Here is a 21,800-nt window from a genome sequence, read left to right on the forward strand (position 1 = left end):
ACGGTCCCGCCGATCGGTAGCCTGTGGGCCGTGAGCCTCACCGTCAGCACCGTCAACGTCAACGGGATCCGCGCCGCCGTCAAGAAACGGTCGGAGACCAATCTCGGATTCCTGCCCTGGTTGGAGCGCAGCGGGGCGGACGTCGTCGCCCTCCAGGAGGTGCGCGCCGATGAGGACCAGACCCGAAAGGCGCTCGCGCCCGCCCTCGACGCCGGATGGCATCTGGTGGGCGCTCCGTCCTCACTCAAGGGCCGTGCCGGGGTCGCGATCCTGTCGCGCGCCGAGCCGACGGACGTGCGCGTCGGGTACGGCGACGAAGAGTTCGAGGAGTCCGGCCGGTACATCGAGGCCGTCTATCCCGGGGCCGTCGACGGCGAGACCGTCACCGTCGCCAGCCTCTACCTGCCCTCGGGGTCTGCCGACACCCCCAAGCAGGACGAGAAGGACCGGTTCCTCGCGACCTTCCGCGAGTACCTCGCCGAGCGGGCCGGGCATCTGAAGACCCGCGAGGGTCACGAGATGGTCATCTGCGGCGATTGGAACATCGCCCACCGTGAGGCCGACCTGAAGAACCACAAGGGCAACCACAAGAGCTCCGGTTTCCTGCCGCACGAGCGGGAATGGATGACCGACGTCTTCGCCGACGGCAGCGGCTGGACCGACATCGTGCGGTATCGCCGCCCCGACGAGATCGGCCCGTACTCGTGGTGGAGCCAGCGCGGTAAGGCCTTCGACAACGACGCGGGCTGGCGGATCGACTACCACGTGGTGTCCGACGGACTGGTCGACCGGGCGGTGTCTGATCGAGTGGACCGGGCGAGCGCGTACGACATGCGGTGGTCCGACCACGCGCCGGTCACCGTCGTCTACGAGTAGGTCCGAGACGAGTGGGTCCGAGACGAGTGGTGACGACGACGAAGGCGACTTCTGAGATCGGGCCCGCGGTCGCGGATGTCACGCGGGGGACGGGTCCGTAACCTCGGCACCATGCCGAAGTATGCGACCGCCGAACGTCCCGATCGAGCCGGCCTCGACGATTTCGTCCGCCCCCGACACCGCGCCGTCCTCATCACCCGTCGGTCGTCCGGCGGGCTGCAGACCTCGCCGGTGACCTGCGGTGTCGACTCCGAGGGCAGGCTCATCGTGGCCACCTATCCGCAGCGGGCGAAGGTGACCAACATCCGCCGCGACCCGGCCGTGAGCGTGTGCGTACTGTCCGACGACTTCAACGGCCCGTACGTCCACCTCGACGGCACCGCGGAGATCGTCGACCTGCCCGAGGCGGTGGAGCCGCTGGTGGAGTACTTCCGCAGCATCGCCGGGGAGCACGACGACTGGGACGAGTACCGGGCGGCGATGGTGCGGCAGGGCAAGTGCCTCATCCGGGTGGCCATCGATGACTGGGGCCCGATAGCCACGGGCGGCTTCCCGCCGGAGATGGCGCCGCCCGCCGACCGCTGACAGTGCGGCCACCGCCCGCGCGAGGGCGTGGGCGGTGGGTTGTCGGGGACGTGGGAAGATGAACGCCATGTCTGAGCAGTCCTCCTCCGCAGCTCCCACGCCCGCAGAGCCGACCGGGTCGCAGGCGCCCGCGAAGCGCCAGCGCGTCCTGTCCGGCATTCAGCCGACCGCCGACTCGTACCACCTCGGCAACTACCTGGGCGCGGTGCGGCAGTGGGTCGAGCTGCAGGACGACTACGACGCGTACTACTTCATCCCCGATCTGCACGCGATCACCGTCAAGCAGGACCCCAAGGAGCTGCGCGAGCGGGTCTTCCGCGGCTGTGCGCAGCTGCTCGCGCTGGGGGTGGACCCCGCCCGTTCGGTGCTGTTCGTGCAGTCGCACGTGCCCGAGCATGCCGAGCTGTCGTGGGTGCTGAGCTGCATCACCGGCTACGGCGAGGCCGCGCGGATGACGCAGTTCAAGGACAAGGCCGCCAAACAGGGCACCGACGGCACCACGGTGGGGCTGTTCACCTACCCGGTGCTCATGGCCGCCGACATCCTGCTCTACCGCCCGCACCTGGTGCCGGTGGGCGAGGACCAGCGCCAGCACCTCGAGCTGACCCGCGACCTGGCGATGCGCTTCAATTCCCGCTACAAGAAGACCTTCGTGGTGCCGGAAGGGAAGATCCTCGAGGGGTCCGCCAAGATCTACGACCTCCAGGAACCCACCGCCAAGATGAGCAAGTCCGGTGAGAACCCGAAGGGCATCGTCAACCTGCTCGACGACCCCAAGGTCTCTGCCAAGCGCATCCGGAGCGCGGTCACCGACTCCGACGGGAACATCCGCTACGACCGCGAGATGAAGCCCGGCGTGTCCAACCTGCTGGCCATCCAGTCCGCCTTCACCGGGCGCGCGATCGCCGACATCGTCGCCGACTACCAGACCGCCGGAGCAGGCTACGGCGCGCTGAAGACCGACACGGCCGACGCCCTCGAGGCGTTCGTGACGCCGCTGCGTGGCCGGTTCGACGAGTTCATGTCCGACCGCGCCGAGCTCGAGCGGATTCTGGCGGACGGCGCGGAGAAGGCCCGCGCGGTCGCCGGCCCCGTCCTGTCGCAGGTCTATCAGGCCGTCGGATTCACCGCGCCCCGTCGGGGCTGACCCGGGCGTCGGCGCGGCCGCCGACCATACAACACCTGTAGCGCGGTCGACACGCCGACGCCGCCTCAGGCCTCGCGGGTGGCCTGCTGGTAGACCTGCTTCCAGTCACCGCCGAACCGCTGCCACAGCGAGCTGCCCAGCGAGACCTCGCCCCCGGGAGCGGTGGCGCGCCACAGCACGAGAACCGCGTCGTCGCCGAGGCGTCGGGTCTCGACCACCTCGAGTTCGACGTCCTCGACGGACCCGTCCGTGTCGCCGAGCTGGCGGCGGGTCCGGGTGCGGCCCGCGGCGTCCACCTGCCGCCACCGCACGTCGAGCAGTCGCGTGAGAGTGCGGCGGTCCCGGCGGACGGTGTCGGTCAACAGGGAGCGTTCCAGGTCGACGACGAGGTCCTCGATCCCCGGGCCGGCGGCGGAGGGAGAACTCCCTTCCTCGTCCGCGGGACCGGCCGGGGTGTTCGCGTCCAGGGAGAACAGGTCGGGCTCGGACTCGGCCGCTGACCTCGTCGTCGTCCCGCTCGTCCCCGATCCTCCCGCGGACGGCGATCGCCGGGCGGCGCCCCCCGCGGCGGGCGGGGGAACGGCCGGGTCCTCGCCCGCGCCCACAGCCGTCGCACCCGGGAAGCCCGGCCCGGGCTCAGGCTCCTTGCGCGACGAGTGCGCCTTGGCGGCGCCGTTGGCCAGGGCGTCGGCCTTCTCGTTGAGCTCGTGGCCCGCGTGACCCTTGACCCACTCGAACGTCACCTCGCGGCCCTGCATCGCCTCGTCGAGGGCCTTCATCACCTCGACGTTGAGCACGGGCTTGCCGTCGGCCTTCTTCCAGCCCTTGCGCTTCCAGCCCTTCATCCATTTGGTGACCGAGTTGATGACGTACTGCGAGTCGCACAGGATGTGCAGCGGCTCATCGGTGTGCGCGGTCTGGCGCAGCAGGTCCAGCACGGCGGTGAGCTCGCCCTGGTTGTTGGTGCCGCGCTTCCAGCCACCGCAGCGCCAGGTCGAGTCGTCGATATACCAGGCCCATCCGGCAGGACCGGGGTTTCCGAGAGCGGAGCCGTCCGCGGCGGCGATGATCGTCACGACATGGGATCCTGCCACCGTGGCCGGCGCCACTTCGCACCGGCCACGGGGGCCACGGGGGCCGACCGGCCGCCTCTCCCCGGGAAGCGGCCGGTCGCCGGTCAGCCCTGCAGGTCGCCGTCCTCGATGCCGTCGAGGTTGATCAGCGTCTCGTCCGCGGTGCGCTGCCGCTCCTCGCGGCGGGAGATTCGGGCGGCCTCACGCATTTCGATGCCCTCGGTGACGAAGTCGCCGACCTCCTTGGCGATCGAGCCGATCGCGTCCGTGATGATGACGGCGATACGTCCCACCAGCGACGCGCCCGCCTGGACACCTGCCTGGACCTGGTCCTTGTTGCGTTCGAAGTCGCTCATGGACCGCTCCCTTCGTCGGTGATGCCCTTAGACGGTACCCGCGGCTCAGGCGGCGACGGGAGTCTTCCTGCGCTCGATGATCACCGCCGGCGTGTCCGCCGCGGTGGGAGGCAGGGGCAGCGCGAGGCGGAACATCTTGGACCAGACTCCTCCGACCTGCTTCCACAACGGGCCGGTCGTGTACGGCAGGCCGTGCTCCTCGCAGATCGCGCGCACCTCGTCCGCGATCTCCGGGTAGCGGTGCGCGGGAAGGTCCGGGAACAGGTGGTGCTCGATCTGGTGCGAGAGGTTGCCGGTCGCCAGATGCATGAACGGGCTGCCCGAGATGTTGGCCGACCCCAGCATCTGCCGGACGTACCACTCGCCGCGGGTCTCCTCGGCCGTCTCCTCCTGCGTGAACACCTGGGCGCCGGACGGGAAGTGGCCACAGAAGATCACCGAGAACGCCCAGATGTTGCGGACGACGTTCGCGGTGAGGTTGCCGGCGAACGTGAGCGGGAACAGCGGGCCGGTCAGCGCCGGGTGCACGATGTAGTCCTTGGCCACCTGGCCGCGGACCTTGTTCCACCAGCCGGCGAGCAGGCCCTTGACGTCGGACCACTTGCGCTTGCCCTTGAGGACGTTGTCGTACTCGAGGTCGTGCATCATCACGCCCCACTCGAACAGCATCATCAGCGCGAACGCGTACACGGGGTTGCCCAGACGCAGCGGGGTCCACTTCTGCTCGTACTCCATCCGCAGCAGGCCGTAACCGATGTCGCGGTCCAGGTCGAGGATATTGGTGTACGTGTGGTGCATGTAGTTGTGCGAGTGCCGCCACTGGTCCGACGGGCACACGTTGTCCCACTCGAAGCTCGAGGAGTGGAGCATGTCGTCGCGCATCCAGTCGTACTGGCCGTGCATGACGTTGTGGCCGATCTCCATGTTGTCGAGGATCTTGGACGCGCTCAGCGCGGCGACGCCGGCCAGCCAGGCCGGGGGCAGGAAGCCGAGGAACATCAGCCCGCGGCCGGCCAACTCCAGGCGGCGTTGGGTGCGCACCACCCGCAGGATGTAGTCGCGGTCGGCGGTGCCGAGGTCGGCCCTCACGCGGTCGCGGATGGCATCGAGTTCGCGGCCGATGATCTCGACCGACTCGGCCGACAGCACGATCGGCTCGGGGCCGGGGGTCTTCGCGGTCTTCGCGTCGGCGGACTTGCCGGCCGCCTTGCCGGAGGTCTTGCCGCCGACCTTCGGCGGCTTCGCAGCCTTGGGTGCCTTCGGCGTGGTGGACTTCTTCGGGCGGAGGCCGGGCAGTTGCAGGAGTGTCATGATGGGGTCCTTCCGGGTCGTTCCGGGCGGGTGGGGATGCAGGTCTAGAGCTCGATCTCGACGTAGCCGACGGGCGCGTTGACGCAGATCTGGACGTGGCAGTCGGGCGTGGAGTCGACCTCGCCGGTGCGCAGATCGCGGGTGGTGCCGGAGACGCGCACGGCCGTGCAGGTGTGGCAGATGCCCATCCGGCAGCCGTGCTGGGGGCTCAGGCCGGCGGCCTCGGCGCCCTCGAGCAGGGTGGTTCCCTCGTTCCGGGCGGTGATGCCGCTGCGCAGGTGGGTCACGGTGCCGCCGTCCCCGTCGGGCACCGGCCCGGTCGCGGAGGTGAAACGCTCACGCAGGACGCCGGAGAACCGCTCGGCACCGAGGACCTCCTCGAGGCCCCGGGCCAGCGGTTCGGGGCCGCAGAGGAACACCGCGGCGTCATCGTGCCAGGGGGCTGTCTCCTCGAGATGGTCGGCGGAGAGGTGGCCGGACAGGCCGCTGGGGGTCGTTCCCTCGGCGGTGGGGACCACCGTGACCGTCACCCCGGACCGGGCCAGCTCACGGAGCTGGTCCCGGAAGGGCACGTCCTCCACGCGGCGGGCGTAGTGCAGCCACGCCACGCGGCCCGGCGCCCCTTCGGCACAGTGGCCGTCTGAGGCGAGCGTCGAGGCGATCGCCAGCATCGGGGTGATGCCGCTGCCGCCGCTGACCAGCAGCACATCGGCGGGGCGGGCCTCGGGCAACGCCATCTCGCCGACCGGGTTACCCAGGAGAAGTCGCATCCCGGGCGCGGCCTCGTCCCAGAGATGGTTCGAGACCACGCCGTCCGGGTGCCTGCGGACGGCGATGGTCGCCAGCCCGTCGCGGCGGGACGCCGGATCGACGGGGGAGTAGTGGCGGCGGTGGACGACGCCGTCCACCACGACCCCGATCTCGAGCGCGGCGCCGGGGGCGGGGCGGTCGACCCCGGCGGGCAATCGCAGGGTGAGGACCGTGACGTCGGGGACCGGCCGGTCGACTGTCACGACGGTCGCCCCGGTGGGGTCGTCGGACCAGTCCACGCCCAGGGAGCGGACGTAGTGTTCGACCGGATGGGGAGTGAGTAGGGTGCGCGTGACCCTGCGGGAGAAGAGTCTGCGGATGGGCGGGGCGGTCATGTGGACCTCCGTCGAGGATATGGGTCGGTGTGGTCGGACGCCGTCGGATGCGGTCGCTCCCCGGCGGTCGTCGCGCCTCGCACCGGGTCGGTGCCGTCGCGGTCGGGGTGCGCATCCGTCCGGTTCGACCACCGGACGTTTTTGAGTGTACAGCCGTTCTCCGAAATGGGAAGAGGGTCGATTTGTGGCCCGGCCCACACCCCGCGGACGGGTGGTTTCTGACGCGTCAGTCCAGGCTGTCGATAGGATGGCGAATGTGACGACGCCCAGGACACGTGCGGAACAGAAACGGCACACCCGTGCACTCATCGTCGAGGCGGGCCGGAACGGGGTGGCCACGCGCGGCTTCACCGGGCTCGTCGTCCGCGAACTCGCGCGCGAGGTCGGCATCGTCCCCACCGCCTTCTACCGGCACTTCGAGTCCGTCGACGACCTCGCATCGGAACTCGCGTCCGGCGCGGCCGACGCCCTCGGGACGTTCATCGACGAGCTGATCTCCACCGCGACCGACGACCCCGCGACCGACGACCCCGCGACCGACTGGCCCCGCCTGGCCTCCGCCGCCGCCACCCGGGATCCGCAGACCTGGGCCATGCTCGCCCGCGGCCTGGTCGACACCGCGCATCCAGACCACCGGATCCTCGCGGCCGCCGTCGATTCCGCCCGCCGCCGGCTGGGGATCACCCTGGGTCGGCTCGAGACGCTCTCCGGAGCGGACGACACCTCCATCGACATCGCGGCCGACCTCGTCGTCGTCGTCCTCCTCCGCGCCCTCGTCGAGATGGCCGACGATTCCGACGCCCGCACCACGGTCGACGAGTGCGCCGGGCGACTGCGGGTCATCCTCGCCGGCGCCGGCGCCGTCTCCTGACCGGCCGTTCCCCGACCGTACGCACCGACGCGGCGGCCGCTACGGACGTGGGGCCGGGCCCCGGGCTAGTTCCGTGACCGCAGTGTGAGGACCGCCCCGGCCACCACGACGAGTCCCGCCGCGCCCAGCGCCAGCCACGTGCTGTAGCGTTCGAGCACCGAGCCGCCGACGATCGCCGTCTCCGGCGTGCCCGCCCCGCCGAGGCCGCCGGCCAGATGCTCGGTCGCGTGATCGGTCGAGTCCTGCGGCCCGGCCTCGAGCACGCCCACAGGGTCCGAGTCGCCCGCCGCGTACCCCGCGTCCAGCAGTGCGGCCGCCTGCTGCCACGGCGGGCTGGGCACACGCGTGCCGTCGAGCAGCACCACCGCGAGCCGCCGACCGTCCCGCTCGGCCGCCCCGATGAACGTGTGCCGGGCATCGTCGGTGAAACCGGTCTTGCCGCCGATCGCGCCCGGGTAGTTGTGGAGCAGCAGGTTGTCGTTGCCCAGCACGAAGCCGGGGTTGATCAGGACCCCGTCCGCGCCCATCGTCGGGCCGGTGTGCTCCGGTACCGCCGCCGGATCCGGTGGTTCGGTGCCCGGACCAGCGGGGTATCCGGGAAAGCCCGTGGACGGGGTGGCGACGATCTCCGCGAACGCCGGGCGGGCCATCGCGTCCCGAAAGATCAGCGACATGTCGTAGGCGGTGGACATCATGCCCGGGCCGTCGAGGCCGTTCACGGTGGCGACATACGTACTGCGGGCCCCGAGCGCGACGGCGTGCGTATTCATCGCGGCGCGCGTCTCCTCGATGCCCCCCAGCTGCCGCGCCAGGACCACCGCGGCGTCGTTGCCGGAGGCCATGAGCAGCCCGTTGAGGAGCCGTCCCACGGAGTACTCCCCGCCCGGTCCGATGCCCACGAGGCTGCCCTCTGCACCCTCGAGATCCGCGTCGGTGACCTTCACGACCCGGTCCACGTCGAGCGAGTCCAGCACGACGGAGGCGAGCAGTGTCTTGATCACGCTCGCGGGACGGTATCGGCCGTGCGGGTCCTTGGCCGCCACGATCTCCCCGGTGTCCAGGTCGGAGACCAGCCATGCGCTGGCGGTGACGTCGCGTGGCACCTCGAATCCGTCGGGCGCCACGACCTCGCAGCCGGCGAGCCCGTCCCCGCCCGGAGGGGTGTCGGGCACCGGGGGAGGGGTCGGGGACGTCTGCCCGGGGAGCGGGACCTCGGACTCGTCGACGGGAGCGGGCGGTGTGGTGCGGTGCGGGCACCCGGTGATGTCGCGCGGGGTGTCGAAGTACGACGGCGACGTGGTCGACGGCAGCACGGCGGCCGGCGGCGGCTCCGTCAGCGGAACGGCGGGAGCCGGCTCCACTGCTGTCACGGGTGCCGTTGCCGCGAGCGGTACCAGTGCGACGAGGGCTGCGGTCACGAGGCCGGCGGCTCGCTGGACGGGCCGTCGTCGGGTGCTGGTCACGGGGGTCGAGTCTACGTCCGGTCGACGTCGTCTCGGGTCGGACCCGCTGGCCCGGGTCTGACCCGCGCTCGCCCCGGAGTCGCTCCCCGGGGTGGCGTCTCGCACCCGCTCCGGGGCATGCGAGACGCCATCTCGGCGTGCGGCTGTGGCCCGGGCGTGCGGCTGTGGCCCCGGGCGTGCGGCTGGGGTCGCAGCGGGCAGGCGCGTGTGCGGATGCCGGGGGCGGCGGGGAGGGTCGGGGCCACGAGGGAAGGAAATGGCGGAGGGGCCGCACTCTCCGTCTGTGGAGAGTGCGGCCCCGGCCGGTGCTGTGAGGCGACGTCGGAACGACGCGCGCCGGCGTGGTGGCTGCCCGGTGATCAGCGCGCGAACAGCAGTGCGCGCTTGACCTCCTGGATCGCCTGGGTCACCTGGATGCCACGGGGGCACGCGTCGGTGCAGTTGAAGGTGGTGCGGCAGCGCCACACGCCCTCGGCGTCGTTGAGGATCTCGAGCCGCTCGGCGGCGCCCTCGTCACGCGAATCGAAGATGAACCGGTGCGCGTTGACGATCGCCGCCGGCCCGAAGTACGACCCGTCGGCCCAGAACACGGGGCAGGAGGTCGTGCAGCAGGCGCAGAGGATGCACTTGGTGGTGTCGTCGAAACGGGCGCGGTCCGTCGGCGACTGGATGCGCTCGGCGGTCGGCTGGTTGCCGGAGGTGATGAGGTACGGCATCACGTCACGGAACGACTTGAAGAACGGCTCCATGTCGACGTAGAGGTCCTTCTCCACCGGCAGCCCGCGGATCGGGGCGACCGTGATGGTGACGGCCTTGCCGTCCTTGGGCAGCATGTCCTTCATGAGGACCTTGCACGCCAGACGGTTGACGCCGTTGATCAGCATGGCGTCCGAACCGCAGACGCCGTGCGCGCACGACCGGCGGAACGCCAGGGAACCGTCGATGTAGTTCTTGACGTACATCAGCAGGTTGAGCAGACGGTCGGACGGCAGCGCCGGGACCTCGTACTCCTTCCAGCCGGCCGAGTCCGGATCCTCCGGGTTGAACCGGGCGATCTTCAGCGTGACCATGGTCGAGCCGGGGGGCACGGGACGGTTGGTGCCGGGGTTCTTGCTGTCGTCGGCCTTGGTGGTGTCGACTGCGGTGCTCATCAGTACTTACGCTCCATCGGCTCGTAGCGGGTCTGCACAACCGGCTTCCAGTCCAGCCGGATATCGGAGAGCAGATCGAGACCGCCCTCCTTGAACGCCATGGTGTGCTTCATGTAGTTGGCGTCGTCACGGTCGGGGTAGTCCTCACGGGAGTGGCCGCCGCGGGACTCCTTGCGGTTGAGGGCACAGACGACCGTGACCTCCGCCAGCTCCAGCAGGAAGCCCAGCTCGACGGCCTCCAGCAGTTCGGTGTTGAAGCGCTTGCCCTTGTCCGACACGGTGACCTCGGCGTAGCGCTTCTTGAGGGCGCGCAGCTCGTCGCGGGCCTCGGTGAGCGACTGTTCGGTCCGGAAGACCGACGCCTTGTCGTCCATCATGGCCTGCATCTCGCTGCGGATGTCCGCGGCGTTCTCGGAGCCGTGCGGCGCGAGCATGGTCTCCATCCAGTCACGGACCATCTGCTCTGGCTCCTCGGGGAGCTCGACGAAGTCGTGGGTGGACGCGTACTCGGCGGCGGCGAGGCCGGCACGGCGGCCGAACACGTTGATGTCCAGCAGCGAGTTGGTGCCCAGACGGTTGGAGCCGTGGACGGACACGCAGGCGCACTCACCGGCGGCGTACAGGCCCGGGACCACGTCGTCGTTGGTGCGCAGCACCTCGCCCTCGATGTTGGTCGGGATGCCGCCCATGACGTAGTGGCAGGTGGGGAAGACCGGCACGAGCTCGGTCACCGGGTCGACACCGAGGTAGGTGCGCGAGAACTCGGTGATGTCGGGCAGCTTCTCCTCGAGCACGTCCTCGCCGAGGTGGGTCACGTCGATGTAGACGTAGTCCTTCTCGGGGCCGGCGCCGCGACCCTCGCGGACCTCGAGGACCATCGAGCGGGCGACGATGTCACGCGGCGCGAGATCCTTGATGGTGGGGGCGTAGCGCTCCATGAAGCGCTCACCGTCCGCGTTACGGAGGATGCCGCCCTCACCGCGGACGGCCTCGGAGATGAGGATGCCCAGGCCGGCGAGACCGGTCGGGTGGAACTGGTGGAACTCCATGTCCTCCAGCGGGAGGCCCTTGCGGAAGACCACGGCCATGCCGTCACCGGTGAGGGTGTGGGCGTTCGAGGTGGTCTTGTACATGCGGCCCGAGCCACCCGTGGCGAAGACGGTGGCCTTGGAGTGGAACACGTGCAGGTCGCCGGAGGCGAGCTCGTAGGCGACGCAGCCGGTGGCGACGGGGCCCTCGGCGGTCTCGGTGAGGCACAGGTCCAGGACGTAGAACTCGTTGAAGAACTCCACGTTGTGCTTGACGCAGTTCTGGTAGAGCGTCTGCAGGATCATGTGACCGGTGCGGTCGGCCGCGTAGCAGGCGCGACGCACGGGCGCCTTGCCGTGGTCACGGGTGTGGCCGCCGAAGCGCCGCTGGTCGATCTTGCCCTCGGGCGTGCGATTGAACGGCAGGCCCATGTTCTCCAGGTCGATGACGGCGGTGATGGCCTCCTTGGCCATGATCTCCGCGGCGTCCTGGTCGACGAGGTAGTCGCCGCCCTTGACTGTGTCGAACGTGTGCCACTCCCAGTTGTCCTCCTCGACGTTCGCGAGGGCGGCGCACATGCCGCCCTGGGCGGCGCCGGTGTGGGAGCGGGTGGGGTAGAGCTTGGTGAGGACCGCGGTGCGGGTACGCGGGCCCGACTCGATGGCCGCGCGCATACCTGCGCCGCCGGCGCCGACGATCACGACGTCGTACTGATGCTGGTGGACCTGACGATCGGTCATGGGTTACTCAGTGCTCGCTTTCGGAAAGGTGAAGTCCGCAGACGAAGACGGCCGCGGTCAGAGGTCGTAGGCGAGGCCGAAGATGGCGTAGGTGCCCAGGACGAGGACGAGGCCGGTGGCGACGAACAGGATCGAGTTGAGCCAGAACCGGGTCGAGTCCTTGCGCGAGTAGTCCGCGATGACGGTGCGGACACCGTTGCCGCCGTGGAGCATGGCCAGCCAGAGCATGAGGAGATCCCACACGGCCCAGAACGGGCTCTGCCAGCGATCCGCCACGTACGCCCAGTCGATGCGGTGGACGCCCTCGTCGATCATCAGACCGACGGTGAGGTGACCGATCGTGAGGATGACCAGCGCGACGCCCGAGTAGCGCATGAAGATCCACGCCGAGCGTTCGAAGTTGCCGCGCGAGCGCAGGCGGGGCGAGCGCGGCTGCGCCAGGGAGGCCGGCCGGTCGTAGGACGTCTGGAGAACAGGTGCGTCTGCCATGGTGATCGTTCCCCTTAGAGGTGCTGGAAGAGAAGGAAGAGGAGGCGGGCGGTGGCCGCGGCGAACACCACGACCCAGATCGCCAGGACGGCCCACAGCATCTGGCGCTGGTACTTGGCGCCCTTCGACCAGAAGTCGATGAGGACGATCCGGAGACCGTTGAGCGCGTGGAAGAGCACGAGCGCGACCAGACCGATCTCCATGAGGCCGACGATCGGGGTCTTGTACGTGTCGATGACCGCGTTGTAACTCTCCGGGCTCACCGTGACGAGCGCGGTGTCGAGCACGTGGACGAAGAGGAAGAAGAAGATCGCGACGCCCGAGATGCGGTGCGCGACCCAGGACCACATCCCCGGGTCACCCTTGTAGAGGTTGAGCTTCTTTGTGGGGGCCGGACGCGCCGGCGCCTGCGCAGTACTCATGGGCTTGTCGTGCCTCCGAATCGTCTGGGCCTGATGCCATCGGCGCGCGTTCCGGCCCGAGAGCACAGCGGGCGCCTACTAGGACTTTAGACCTGAGATCTGACTAGGCGAAAGCAGGGTGGGTACCGTGGACCGAGCGGGTTCTCCCAGTTAGGGAAGCCTAAAAGATGTTACCGAGGGGTAAGCCAGGTGTCCCAGGACGAAACCGCAGCACAACACAACGCGATCGTCGCCGGCCTCGCCGACGCCGCCCTCGCCGCCGCACGGGGTGCCTACCGTCCGTACTCCGGGCTGGGGGTGGGGGCCGCCGCGCTGGCCGTCGGCCCGGACGCGGATCCGCCCGCCGGCGACCCCGACGGGCGGGTGCGGATGGTCGTCGGGTGCAACGTCGAGAACGCCTCCTACGGCCTGACCCTGTGCGCTGAGTGCTCGCTCGTCTCCGACCTCTACCGCACCGGCGGCGGGAGACTGCTCGAGCTCGTCGTCGTCTCCCACACCGGGGACCCCCTCGCGCCGTGCGGGCGCTGCCGACAACTCCTGCACGAACACGGCGGCCCCGGGCTGGTGGTCCACACCGCGCGAGGCGCGGTGCCCCTCGCCGAGCTCCTCCCGGACGCCTTCGGACCGGGGGACCTGCGGTGAGTGGATCCGGTGTGAGCGCGCGACACGACGCCGTGCGGATCATCGAGGCGAAGAGGAACGGGCGGGAGCTCGACGACGACGAGATCGACTGGATCGTCGACGGGTTCACCCGCGGGGTCGTCGCACCCGAGCAGATGTCCGCGCTCGCGATGGCGATCTACTTCCGCGGGATGACCGAGCGGGAGATCTCCCGGTGGACCACGGCGATGGTGGGCTCCGGAACCCGGATGGACCTGTCCGGCCTGACCCGGGGCGGCAGGGTGGTGCCCACCGTCGACAAGCACTCCACCGGCGGCGTGGGCGACGCGATCACCCTCGTCCTGACACCGCTGTTGGCGACGTGGGACGTGGCGGTGCCACAACTGTCGGGCCGGGGGCTCGGCCACACCGGCGGCACGCTCGACAAACTCGAGTCCATCCCCGGGTGGCGCGCGGACCTCGACGCCGACGAGATGCGGGCCGTCCTGACGCGGACCGGGGCCGTGATCTGCGCCGCCGGGGCGGACCTCGCCCCCGCCGACCGGGCCCTCTACGCGCTGCGGGACGTCACCGGCACCGTCCCGTCCATCCCGATGATCGCCGCGTCCATCATGAGCAAGAAGATCGCCGAGGGCACCGGTGCGCTGGTGCTGGACGTGAAGTTCGGTTCCGGCGCGTTCCTGGCCGACCCCGCCGACGCCGCCGAGTTGGCGCGGGTGATGGTCGGGATCGGCGCCGCCGCCGGTGTGCGGACCAGCGCCCTGGTGACCGCCAACCACACGCCCCTCGGTCGCGCCGTGGGCAACGCGCTCGAGGTGGCCGAGGCGCGGGAGATCCTCGCCGGCGGGGGGCCTGCCGACATGGTCGACCTGACCTGCGCGCTGGCGCGCGAGGCGCTCGCCGCGGTGGGGATCCCGGACGCCGACCCGCGTGCCCGGCTGGCGGACGGGCGGGCCATGGACTCCTACCGGGCGATGATCTCCGCGCAGGGCGGGGACCCGGACGCGGTCCTACCGCGGGCGGCGCACGTCGAGGAGGTGCGGGCCCCGGCGTCGGGTCCGATCAGGTGGGACGCGCTCGGGGTCGGTCGCGCGTCGTGGTTGTCCGGGGCGGGGCGTACCCGCCCCGGCGAGGCGGTCGACCCGGGCGCGGGCGTGATGCTGCACCGCGTCGAGGGCGAACACGTCCGCGTCGGCGAGGTGGTGGCCACCGTCCACGCGGGCGACACCGCACGGTTGCCGGCCGCACTCGACGAGGTGGCGGCCGCGTTCGGGACGGGCCCGGATCGCGGTCCTGCCGGCGTGGTGACCGAGCGACTGCGCGGCTGGTGACCGACCGGGAACGGACGCCGGGGGCGACGCACCCCCGGATCAGGCAAGGTCGGGCGTGGTGACAAGCTTCTCGACGTCGTCGACCAGGTCACGCCACTCGGACGCCTCGTCGTCGTACGGTGCGGTCGGCTCGAGCAGCTTGGCGTCGTCGGGGTTGAGGACGTAGTGCAGGTAGCGCCGTAGCGCCGACCCGCGCCCGGTCACCGACGCCTCGAGTTCGGCGTCGCCGACGTAGTTGGCCAGGTCGGTGACGAACTCGACCGCCAGGCCGAGCTGGTCGGAGTCCACCATCTCCGGCCCGACCTCGATGTCGCGGTCGAGCCCGGCCAGGACGTACACGTTGTCGTCTGTGACGTGCACGTCCAGGCTGCCGTCGGTCGCGGCGATCTTGACGCGCTCGTAGGTGGCCACCCGGCTCAGGGTGTCGTCGTCGTTGTCGGCCAGGTAGCGGGACAGGCCGCGCGCACTGGTGAAGACGTACGCCTGGTCACCGTCGCCGAGGAACACCGGCCGGTCACCCAGGTAGCAGCGCAGACTCAGGTACTCCTGGTCGGCGAACACGATCCTGACGGGGTCGATCCCCACGCTCTCCCAGAGCGAGCCCTCCGGGTACCCGGTCGGGGCGGGCTCGGGCTCCGGCTCCGGCTCGGGGAGCGCGGCCTCGGCGGTCTCCAGGTCGTGGCGCGCACGCTCGACCTCGGCGCGGTCGATCTCCGGGGTGGTCATGACGTCCTGGATGGCGTCGAGGACGTCGTCCCAGCCCTTGGCGACCGTCTTGCGGATGGATTTCCACAGCTTGAGCCCGTCGCGGCCGTAGAACTCGTCCATGCCGTGCGTGACGGACGCGAGCACCGGGTTGCCGTTGAAGAACTTGGTGACGGTGTCCAGTTCGCACACCTCGCCGATCGAGCGGGCGATCGCGAAGGACTGATCGATCTCGTCGACCGACGACTCGGTCGGATCGTCCCCGAGGAGCTCGAGGACGCCGACGAGGTCGTAGCAGTTCTCCTCGGCGGCGCGGAAGGCGAGCACGTCCGATCCGGCGAACTCCTCCCACGAGGGGTGGTCCTGCAGATCGTGCTCCGCGCCGCTGCGGACCAGGGCGAGGAGTTCGGCCGTCGAGTCGAAGGCGTAGAGGTCCTCGTCCAGCCCGAGGAACGCCTCCCAGTCGTCGTTGTCCTCCCGCCAGCTGGGTGCCCAGAGGGTCGTGACGTCTCCCTCCGGGAGACCGAGCTCGATCGGGACGATGTCCTTGGCCATGCCGGTCAGCATATCCACGGCTCGTCAGGCGGTGCCACGGCCCGCCGGGGCGGGGTCGGTGTGATGACGGGCGGCGTCCTCGGCTTCCCGCCTCCGACCGCTCACGGCGAGGGCCACCGAGCCCGAGACCAGCTCCGCGCGACGGGTGTTGGCCTGCTCCACGGCAGCCGACGTGGCCTCGAGGATCGACGCCGCGACCACCTCGGACCCGTGCCTGCGCAACCCGGGCGCCAGCACGAGGTCCACCACGCTCCCGCCGGAGTCCGCGGTCGCGGTGGCGAGTCGGTCCCGGCTGGTCGTCGAGATGCGCAGGGTCTCCAGCTGGTCGTGTGCCGACTCCCACTCGGTCGCGATCCCGCGCAGACGATCGAGAAACGCCTCGACGTCCAGTCCTCCGGCGCTCACCTGACAGACCCGCCCGGCTTGTCGTCCCAGTCCCGCTCGTCCCAGTCCCGCTCGTCCCAGTCGTCGGCGGCGAGGCGTTCCAGCAGATCGCGGGCGTCGCCCGCGGCCGCGGTGAGGCTGCGCAGGACCGCGCGCGCCACCTCCGCGGGCGGGCGGTCGAGGAGGGCCTCCGGAAGGGCCAGGCCCACCGGGACGCCGTCGGTGCCGACCTCGGCGACCACCCCGGTCATCGGGTCGGTGTGCCGGCAGCTGTCGGGTGCCATCAGCCGGTCGGACGGTAGAAGCCGTGGAACGACATGCCGATATTGTCGGTGCGGAGCCCGGACACCGCTACAGGGTCCCCGGCCTCCACGATCTGACCGTTGCCGATGTACATGGCGACGTGGCCGTCCCACACGAGCAGGTCACCGGGCAGGACGTCCTGCGGGGACACCTGGACACCCACGCCCTGTTCCTGGGCCAGGCGGGGGATCTCCACACCGGCGTCCCCGTACGCCCACTGCGTCAGGCCACTGCAGTCCAGCCCCTGGCCGGGAGTGGTGCCGCCCCACACGTACGGCACACCCTGCTGACTGAGCGCGTTGCGGACAGCGCCGGCGGCCTGCTCGTTGGGGGCGGTGACGACCGAGCCGTCGGGCAGGGTCACCTCGGTTCCGCCGCCGATCACCCCGGACCCGGCGTCACCGAACCCCGCCGTCCCGGGCACGGACCCGGACCCGGCCGCGGACTCCGCCGCGACCCCCGACGAGCCACTGTCGAACGAACCGCCGTCAACCGAGCCGCCGCCCGCGCCGCCCGCGCCGCCCGCGCCGCCGCCGCCCGCGCCGCCCGCGCCGCCGCCCGCAGCGAAGACCGCGTCCGGACCGGACTCGGTGTAGGCGACCATGGTGGCGTCGATCGCGCCGCCGGTGCCGGAACCGGCCCCGACCGTGCCCGGCATGCGGGGGGCCGGGGGGATACCGGCGGCGATGGCCCGCATCTCCGCGGTCGGCACCCTCAGCTCGGTCTGGACCCGCTCGGCCACCTGGATCCCACGCGCGAGGTGCTCGGCGGCCAGCCCGAGGAGGCCGGCCTGTCCCGGCGGGGTGAGGAGGGCCGGCCCCATGGCGGCCGCACGGGCGAGGAACTGCTGCACGATCCCTATCACCTCGACAGTCCCCCGGACCACGATCTCCGCGGCCACAGCGGTGACCCGTGCGATCTCCGCGGCGGACTCGCCGAGCGCGCCCATCGTCCGGCCGACCTCGGCGATCGAGTGCGCGGCCCCCAGGGAGGCCAGGGAGTCCCACGACTCCGACAGCAGACGTTCCAGCGGCGGGCCGAGTTGCTGCGCGGCCTCGAGTCCGTCACTGACCGGCCGCATGATGTCCTGCGCCTCGGCGGGGACGAACTCCTCCGCGGACAGCAGATCGAGGATCTGTTTGATGGGGCCGGCGTAGGCCAGCGCGTCGACGATCACCGGATCACACCCACTTTCCGGTGAGATCGGCGCCGGCGGCACCGGCGGCACCGGCGGCGCCGATCGCCCCGGCGCCGGCGGCGTCGGACTCGTCGAAGAGCCTGGCCGTCTCCAACACGAGCACCCCGGCGGCGTCGGTGACCCGCGTGAGCCCGGCCAACACCTCGCGGTGCCGCGCGGTCGCCGCCATGAGCGCGGACATGAAGTCGGCGCCCACGGGCCCGACCACGGGCGTCACCGCCTCGATCGGCAGCCCGTCCACCGCCTCGAGCGCACCCCCCAGCGTGTCGGCCAGGGTGGTCAGCCCCGTTCCCAGTTCGCGTAAACCGTCGACATGGACGTCGATCGCCCCGTCCGTCATGTCCTGCGTCCCCTCGTCGTTCTCTCTCGTCCCGTCACAGGGTTCGACGCGTCGAGAAGACGATCCGGTTCCAGCCGGTCCGGGATTTCCTCCGTATGGAATCCTGACGGGCATGGACATCACCGTCGTGGATCACCCGCTGGTCGGGGACCGGCTCCGTACGCTGCGCGACTCCGCCACCGACACGGCCGGGTTCCGCGCCGCGATGGACGCCCTCGGCACCATGCTCTGCTACGAGGCCTTCCGGTCGGTACCGACCACCGAGGTCACCGTGAGCACCCCGATCACGGACACGACCGCGGTCGCGGTGGACGGCGTGCCGCTCGTGGTGCCGGTGCTGCGGGCGGGCCTGGGCCTGTTGGATCCGGCCACTCGTCTGATGCCGGGCGCGCAGGTCGGGTTCATCGGCCTCGCGCGCGACGAGGAGAGCCACCAGCCGGTGTCGTACCTGTGCTCGCTGCCCGAGGACCTGGCCGGACGTCACGTCGTGGTCCTGGACCCGATGCTCGCGACGGGCGGATCGCTGGTGTCGACGCTGGAGACGCTCGCGGCGCGCGGCGCGACCGGGGTCACCGTGGTGTGCGTCCTGTGTGCGCCGGAGGGGATCGAGGCGGTGCGCGCCTCCGGGCTGGCCGCGACCCTGGTCACCGCGACGATCGACGAGCGCCTCGACGAGAACGCCTTCATCGTCCCCGGCCTCGGCGACGCGGGCGACCGCCTCTTCGGCCCCCGCTAACCGGCAACCGCCAACCGCCCACCGGCAAGCGCTGAGCGCTAGCCGCCCACCGCGCCTGCGACCGCATCACCGAGCCGCGCGAGCCGGCGTGCGGCGTCGCGGCGGTCCGACGCGGAGGGCCCGGGCGGGGTCCACGCCTCGACGTACGTCTTGAGCAGCGGCTCCGTGCCCGAGGGCCGCACCACCGCGCGCGCACCATCCGAGTCCACGCGGATGCCGGCGGTCCCCTCCAGCGGTCGGACCTCGCCGACGGTGGTGAGAAGCCCGGCCGCCCGCCTCAGCGCCGCCGCCGGGTCCGCGTCGTCCGCCAGGGGCAGCGACACGTTGCGCCGGAGGTGCGCCCCGAACTCCGTGGCCAGTGCGTCGAGTCGCGCGCCGACCGTCGGTCCGCCTGATCCGACCATCGCGCACCACACCGCGGCCGCCGAGACCCCGTCCTTGTCGGCCACGACGTCCGGCAGGACACAGTGCCCGATGGCCTCCTCGTAGGCGTACCGCAGCGGCTCGCCGGCCCGCACGAGCCACTTGAACCCGGTCAGCGTCTCCACGTGCCGACCGCCGCGCGCCGGGACCAGCAGCGACGGCACCCGCGAGGAGACGATCGTCGACGCGACGACCGGCACACCGAGCTCGTCGCCCGCGGCCGACCCCGGAAGCGGCGCGCGCAGCAGATGGTCGGCGAGCACCGCGCCCGTCTCGTCGCCGTCGAGCATCCGCCACCGCCCGTCCGGGTCGGCGAACCCCACGGCGCACCGGTCGGCGTCCGGGTCGAGCGCGATCGCGACGTCGGCGTCGATCCGCGCCGCCAACTCCAGCAGCCGCGCGGTCGTCCCGGGCCGTTCGGGGTTCGGGGAGGCGACGGTGGGGAAGTCCGGGTCCGGGTCCGCCTGCTCGGCCACCAGCGTCACGTCGAGCACGCCGATCCCGGCCAGGACGCGGCGGCAGAGATCGCCTCCGACCCCGTGGACGGGGGTCAGTGCCACGCGGGGCGGCCGGGCGGGCCGTGGCAGGGCCGTGACGACGGAGGCCACGTAGTCGTCGACGAGCACGGGGTCCACCCGCACCGATCCGGGTACGGCCGTGGGGACGGCGACCCCCTCCCGCGCCGCGGCGTGCAGGTGCCGCTCGATCCGGGAGTCGGTCGGCGGCACGATCTGTGCGCCGCCGCGTCCGTAGACCTTGATGCCGTTGTCGCTCGCGGGGTTGTGGGAGGCGGTCACGACGAGCCCGGCCACCGCGCCGCGCGCGCGGACAGCCGCGGCCACCACCGGGGTGGGGACGGGCGCGCCGGGGACGACGACGACGAGGTCGTGCGCCGCCAGCACCGCAGCCACCACGTCGACGAATCGGGCCGACCCGTGCCGGGCGTCCCCGCCCACGATGACCGTCGACCCGGGTGGTTCATGTTCCCGCAGGTATCGGGCGACGGCGGTGGCCACGAGGGTGACCGTCTCGTCGTTCATCCGGCCGGGCCCCGGCCCCAGGGGAGCGCGGACGCCCGCGGTGCCGAAGGTCAGCGGTGCGGGATCGGGAACGGGCGCGGTCACGGGTGTGCCCCTCAGCAGTGGGCGACGGCGGGGACGAGGGCGCGCAGGGCCCCGGTGAGGCGGGCGGATCCGGCGGCTCCGGCGGCGAGCACCTCCGAATGGTCCAGCGGCTGCCCGGTGACGCCGGCGGCGAGGTTGGTCACGAGCGACACCGCGACCACGTCGAGGCCCAGCCCGCGGGCGGTGATGGTCTCGGGCACCGTCGACATGCCCACGAGGTCGGCGCCGAGGGTGCGGAGCATGTTGATCTCGGCCGGGGTCTCGTACTGGGGGCCGGGCATGGCGGCGTAGACGCCCTCGGAGGGGCGGCCCGCGTCCACCGCGGCCATCGCGTCGGCGGCCGCCGCGCGCAGGCGTGGGGAGTAGGCGTCGACCATGTCCACGAACAGCGGCCCGGTGAGCGGCGAGCGAGCGGTGAGGTTGAGGTGGTCGCGGATGAGGACGAGGTCACCGACGGCGAGGTCGTCCCGCAGCCCGCCGGCGGCGTTGGTGAGCACGAGCGCCCGCGCTCCGGCGGCGGCCGCGACGTGGGCGGGGTGCACGACGGGTCCGATACCCCGGCCCTCGTAGAGGTGGGTGCGCCCGGCCACGGACAGCAGCGGCACCCCGTCGACCAGGCAACTGGTGACCGTCCCGCGGTGTCCGGCGACCGCGGGGGTGGCGAACCCGGGGAGGTCGGCGGGGGCGATGGTCACGGCGGAGCCCGGGTCGGCGAGTCCGGTCACGACCTCGGACCAGCCCGACCCCAGGACCAGGGCCACGTCGTGGTGCCCGCGGCCACTCAGGTCGGCGATCCGGGCGGCGGCCGCGCGGGCCTCGTCGGTGGGCGTCAGCAGGGGCGCCATCCGCGTCAGGCGCCGGGGCCGACGTTGCGCGACGGGCGGGTGCGCAATTCGTGCACGTACTTCTCGGGGGCCCCCGCGCACTCGGCGGCGTCCGCGAGCAGGCCGAGGTAGCGCGCGGACGGCAGACCTCCCTCGAAGGCGTCCATCACGTACAGCCATGCGAGCACGGTGTCGTCGGTGCCGGCCGGGGCGATGTCCACGGCGAACTCGGACTCCTGCGCGTCGACCGGAGGACCGTCGGGCACGGTGGGCCGGCGCGTGATGCGGACCCGGATCTTGCGGGCGGGCATCCGGTCCGTGCCCTCCCAGCGGTCGAGGGCGCGGACGTCCTCGTCGGGGACGTCGTAGAGCACCACGAACACCCTGGAGTCCGGGTCCTCGACGACGGTGGCGACGGCACCCTCCCACGTGGGGTCGTCCCCGGCGAAGGTCAGGCGCCAGCCCTCGAGCCAACCCGTCCCCGCGAAGGGCGAGTGCGGCGCGCGGGTGTTCATCTGATCGGGATACATGTTCGTCCCGTACGCGGCGTAGAGAGGCACGCCCACAACCCTAGCCCCTTCGGCGGTGGCGGCCAGAT

The 21,800-nt window shown here is 71.6% G+C and carries 24 protein-coding genes; 7 read left to right on the forward strand and 17 right to left on the reverse strand.

From position 1 onward, the window contains the following. The first annotated feature begins 30 nt into the window (after window positions 1-30). The 3 genes from VZF99_RS03905 (at window position 31) to trpS (ending at window position 2,608) form a co-directional block, all read left to right on the forward strand. The gene (locus tag VZF99_RS03905; protein WP_407335739.1) at window positions 31-876 is read left to right on the forward strand and encodes an exodeoxyribonuclease III; all 846 of its coding nucleotides are present in this window, start codon (window positions 31-33) and stop codon (window positions 874-876) included. 111 nt (window positions 877-987) lie between these two features. Next, window positions 988-1,461, forward strand: a complete 474-nt coding sequence (locus VZF99_RS03910) for a PPOX class F420-dependent oxidoreductase (RefSeq protein ID WP_407335740.1) — start codon at window positions 988-990, stop codon at window positions 1,459-1,461. A 67-nt stretch (window positions 1,462-1,528) separates the two neighbouring features. Further along, the gene (gene trpS / locus VZF99_RS03915; protein ID WP_407335741.1) at window positions 1,529-2,608 is read left to right on the forward strand and encodes a tryptophan--tRNA ligase; all 1,080 of its coding nucleotides are present in this window, start codon (window positions 1,529-1,531) and stop codon (window positions 2,606-2,608) included. 65 nt (window positions 2,609-2,673) lie between these two features. Here trpS and VZF99_RS03920 read toward each other — a convergent pair whose 3' ends face one another. From VZF99_RS03920 to VZF99_RS03935, 4 genes are all read right to left on the reverse strand, one after another. Then, window positions 2,674-3,684, reverse strand: coding sequence for an RNase H family protein (locus VZF99_RS03920; protein ID WP_407335742.1), 1,011 nt, complete (start codon window positions 3,682-3,684; stop codon window positions 2,674-2,676). Window positions 3,685-3,785: 101 nt separating this feature from the next. Next, the gene (locus tag VZF99_RS03925) at window positions 3,786-4,037 is read right to left on the reverse strand and encodes a hypothetical protein (protein WP_407335743.1); all 252 of its coding nucleotides are present in this window, start codon (window positions 4,035-4,037) and stop codon (window positions 3,786-3,788) included. 45 nt (window positions 4,038-4,082) lie between these two features. Continuing rightward, on the reverse strand, window positions 4,083-5,348 hold the full coding sequence (locus tag VZF99_RS03930; protein ID WP_407335744.1) for a fatty acid desaturase family protein: 1,266 nt from the start codon (window positions 5,346-5,348) through the stop codon (window positions 4,083-4,085). A 44-nt stretch (window positions 5,349-5,392) separates the two neighbouring features. Further along, window positions 5,393-6,493, reverse strand: a complete 1,101-nt coding sequence (locus tag VZF99_RS03935; RefSeq protein WP_407335745.1) for a flavin reductase family protein — start codon at window positions 6,491-6,493, stop codon at window positions 5,393-5,395. Between the two features lie 247 nt (window positions 6,494-6,740). On the opposite strand from VZF99_RS03935, the gene VZF99_RS03940 reads away from it, so the two are divergent. Next, complete coding sequence (locus tag VZF99_RS03940) at window positions 6,741-7,364, forward strand: TetR family transcriptional regulator (RefSeq protein ID WP_407335746.1); 624 nt, start codon at window positions 6,741-6,743, stop codon at window positions 7,362-7,364. Between the two features lie 65 nt (window positions 7,365-7,429). Here the strand turns inward: VZF99_RS03940 and VZF99_RS03945 are convergent, their stop codons facing one another. The 5 genes from VZF99_RS03945 to sdhC form a co-directional block, all read right to left on the reverse strand. Continuing rightward, entirely contained in the window at window positions 7,430-8,827 is a 1,398-nt protein-coding gene (locus VZF99_RS03945) for a serine hydrolase (protein ID WP_407335747.1), read from the reverse strand. A gap of 359 nt (window positions 8,828-9,186) precedes the next feature. Further along, a complete protein-coding gene (locus tag VZF99_RS03950; RefSeq protein ID WP_120286193.1) occupies window positions 9,187-9,978 on the reverse strand; it encodes a succinate dehydrogenase iron-sulfur subunit in 792 nt (263 codons plus the stop codon). Then, window positions 9,978-11,747, reverse strand: coding sequence for a succinate dehydrogenase flavoprotein subunit (gene sdhA, locus VZF99_RS03955; protein WP_120286192.1), 1,770 nt, complete (start codon window positions 11,745-11,747; stop codon window positions 9,978-9,980). The genes VZF99_RS03950 and sdhA overlap by 1 nt, the downstream gene beginning before the upstream one ends. A gap of 57 nt (window positions 11,748-11,804) precedes the next feature. Further along, on the reverse strand, window positions 11,805-12,236 hold the full coding sequence (locus tag VZF99_RS03960; protein ID WP_120286191.1) for a succinate dehydrogenase hydrophobic membrane anchor subunit: 432 nt from the start codon (window positions 12,234-12,236) through the stop codon (window positions 11,805-11,807). 14 nt (window positions 12,237-12,250) lie between these two features. Further along, a complete protein-coding gene (sdhC, locus tag VZF99_RS03965) occupies window positions 12,251-12,658 on the reverse strand; it encodes a succinate dehydrogenase, cytochrome b556 subunit (RefSeq protein WP_082923680.1) in 408 nt (135 codons plus the stop codon). A gap of 189 nt (window positions 12,659-12,847) precedes the next feature. Between sdhC and VZF99_RS03970 the strand changes: the two genes are divergently transcribed. Both VZF99_RS03970 and VZF99_RS03975 read left to right on the forward strand, forming a co-directional pair. Next, complete coding sequence (locus tag VZF99_RS03970) at window positions 12,848-13,300, forward strand: cytidine deaminase (RefSeq protein WP_132063517.1); 453 nt, start codon at window positions 12,848-12,850, stop codon at window positions 13,298-13,300. A gap of 11 nt (window positions 13,301-13,311) precedes the next feature. Continuing rightward, window positions 13,312-14,610 (forward strand): thymidine phosphorylase, encoded by a 1,299-nt coding sequence (locus tag VZF99_RS03975; RefSeq protein WP_407335748.1) that lies wholly within the window; start codon window positions 13,312-13,314, stop codon window positions 14,608-14,610. Window positions 14,611-14,649: 39 nt separating this feature from the next. Here the strand turns inward: VZF99_RS03975 and VZF99_RS03980 are convergent, their stop codons facing one another. The 5 genes from VZF99_RS03980 to VZF99_RS04000 are packed head-to-tail and all read right to left on the reverse strand — an operon-like array spanning window position 14,650 to window position 18,095. Further along, a complete protein-coding gene (locus VZF99_RS03980; protein ID WP_182640371.1) occupies window positions 14,650-15,870 on the reverse strand; it encodes a primosomal protein in 1,221 nt (406 codons plus the stop codon). Window positions 15,871-15,894: 24 nt separating this feature from the next. Beyond that, complete coding sequence (locus VZF99_RS03985) at window positions 15,895-16,275, reverse strand: YbaB/EbfC family nucleoid-associated protein (protein WP_120286187.1); 381 nt, start codon at window positions 16,273-16,275, stop codon at window positions 15,895-15,897. Further along, window positions 16,272-16,538 carry a hypothetical protein gene (locus tag VZF99_RS03990; protein WP_253003303.1) on the reverse strand — a complete coding sequence of 89 codons (267 nt, stop codon included), beginning with the start codon at window positions 16,536-16,538 and terminating at the stop codon, window positions 16,272-16,274. The genes VZF99_RS03985 and VZF99_RS03990 overlap by 4 nt, the downstream gene beginning before the upstream one ends. Further along, the gene (locus VZF99_RS03995) at window positions 16,538-17,734 is read right to left on the reverse strand and encodes a C40 family peptidase (RefSeq protein ID WP_407335749.1); all 1,197 of its coding nucleotides are present in this window, start codon (window positions 17,732-17,734) and stop codon (window positions 16,538-16,540) included. Before VZF99_RS03995 ends, VZF99_RS03990 begins: the two co-directional genes overlap by 1 nt. 4 nt (window positions 17,735-17,738) lie before the next feature. Continuing rightward, window positions 17,739-18,095, reverse strand: coding sequence for a type VII secretion target (locus VZF99_RS04000; RefSeq protein ID WP_185951363.1), 357 nt, complete (start codon window positions 18,093-18,095; stop codon window positions 17,739-17,741). 112 nt (window positions 18,096-18,207) lie between these two features. Here VZF99_RS04000 and upp point away from each other — a divergent pair, with 112 nt between their 5' ends. Continuing rightward, the gene (gene upp / locus VZF99_RS04005) at window positions 18,208-18,831 is read left to right on the forward strand and encodes a uracil phosphoribosyltransferase (protein WP_069388394.1); all 624 of its coding nucleotides are present in this window, start codon (window positions 18,208-18,210) and stop codon (window positions 18,829-18,831) included. A gap of 38 nt (window positions 18,832-18,869) precedes the next feature. On the opposite strand, the gene VZF99_RS04010 is transcribed toward upp, so the two are convergent. Genes VZF99_RS04010 through VZF99_RS04020 form a run of 3 tightly spaced genes read right to left on the reverse strand, consistent with a single transcriptional unit; the run spans window position 18,870 to window position 21,762 of the window. Continuing rightward, window positions 18,870-20,378 carry a phospho-sugar mutase gene (locus tag VZF99_RS04010; RefSeq protein WP_407335750.1) on the reverse strand — a complete coding sequence of 503 codons (1,509 nt, stop codon included), beginning with the start codon at window positions 20,376-20,378 and terminating at the stop codon, window positions 18,870-18,872. A gap of 11 nt (window positions 20,379-20,389) precedes the next feature. Further along, window positions 20,390-21,223 carry a purine-nucleoside phosphorylase gene (locus VZF99_RS04015; protein WP_407335751.1) on the reverse strand — a complete coding sequence of 278 codons (834 nt, stop codon included), beginning with the start codon at window positions 21,221-21,223 and terminating at the stop codon, window positions 20,390-20,392. 5 nt (window positions 21,224-21,228) lie between these two features. After that, window positions 21,229-21,762 (reverse strand): gamma-glutamylcyclotransferase family protein, encoded by a 534-nt coding sequence (locus VZF99_RS04020; RefSeq protein WP_067712430.1) that lies wholly within the window; start codon window positions 21,760-21,762, stop codon window positions 21,229-21,231. Window positions 21,763-21,800 lie beyond the last annotated feature (38 nt).

The organism is Dietzia kunjamensis (genome assembly GCF_045689975.1).
Lineage (GTDB): Bacteria > Actinomycetota > Actinomycetes > Mycobacteriales > Mycobacteriaceae > Dietzia > Dietzia kunjamensis.

Bases quoted from the DNA above. Each gene is read 5' to 3' on its own strand.
- VZF99_RS03910 (WP_407335740.1), top strand. From the start codon at position 988: ATGCCGAAGTATGCGACCGCCGAACGTCCCGATCGAGCCGGCCTCGAC.
- trpS (WP_407335741.1), top strand. From the start codon at position 1,529: ATGTCTGAGCAGTCCTCCTCCGCAGCTCCCACGCCCGCAGAGCCGACC.
- VZF99_RS03925 (WP_407335743.1), bottom strand. From the start codon at position 4,037: ATGAGCGACTTCGAACGCAACAAGGACCAGGTCCAGGCAGGTGTCCAG.
- VZF99_RS03930 (WP_407335744.1), bottom strand. From the start codon at position 5,348: ATGACACTCCTGCAACTGCCCGGCCTCCGCCCGAAGAAGTCCACCACG.
- VZF99_RS03935 (WP_407335745.1), bottom strand. From the start codon at position 6,493: ATGACCGCCCCGCCCATCCGCAGACTCTTCTCCCGCAGGGTCACGCGC.
- VZF99_RS03940 (WP_407335746.1), top strand. From the start codon at position 6,741: ATGGCGAATGTGACGACGCCCAGGACACGTGCGGAACAGAAACGGCAC.
- VZF99_RS03950 (WP_120286193.1), bottom strand. From the start codon at position 9,978: ATGAGCACCGCAGTCGACACCACCAAGGCCGACGACAGCAAGAACCCC.
- sdhA (WP_120286192.1), bottom strand. From the start codon at position 11,747: ATGACCGATCGTCAGGTCCACCAGCATCAGTACGACGTCGTGATCGTC.
- VZF99_RS03960 (WP_120286191.1), bottom strand. From the start codon at position 12,236: ATGGCAGACGCACCTGTTCTCCAGACGTCCTACGACCGGCCGGCCTCC.
- sdhC (WP_082923680.1), bottom strand. From the start codon at position 12,658: ATGAGTACTGCGCAGGCGCCGGCGCGTCCGGCCCCCACAAAGAAGCTC.
- VZF99_RS03980 (WP_182640371.1), bottom strand. From the start codon at position 15,870: ATGGCCAAGGACATCGTCCCGATCGAGCTCGGTCTCCCGGAGGGAGAC.
- VZF99_RS03990 (WP_253003303.1), bottom strand. From the start codon at position 16,538: ATGGCACCCGACAGCTGCCGGCACACCGACCCGATGACCGGGGTGGTC.
- VZF99_RS04000 (WP_185951363.1), bottom strand. From the start codon at position 18,095: ATGACGGACGGGGCGATCGACGTCCATGTCGACGGTTTACGCGAACTG.
- upp (WP_069388394.1), top strand. From the start codon at position 18,208: ATGGACATCACCGTCGTGGATCACCCGCTGGTCGGGGACCGGCTCCGT.
- VZF99_RS04015 (WP_407335751.1), bottom strand. From the start codon at position 21,223: ATGGCGCCCCTGCTGACGCCCACCGACGAGGCCCGCGCGGCCGCCGCC.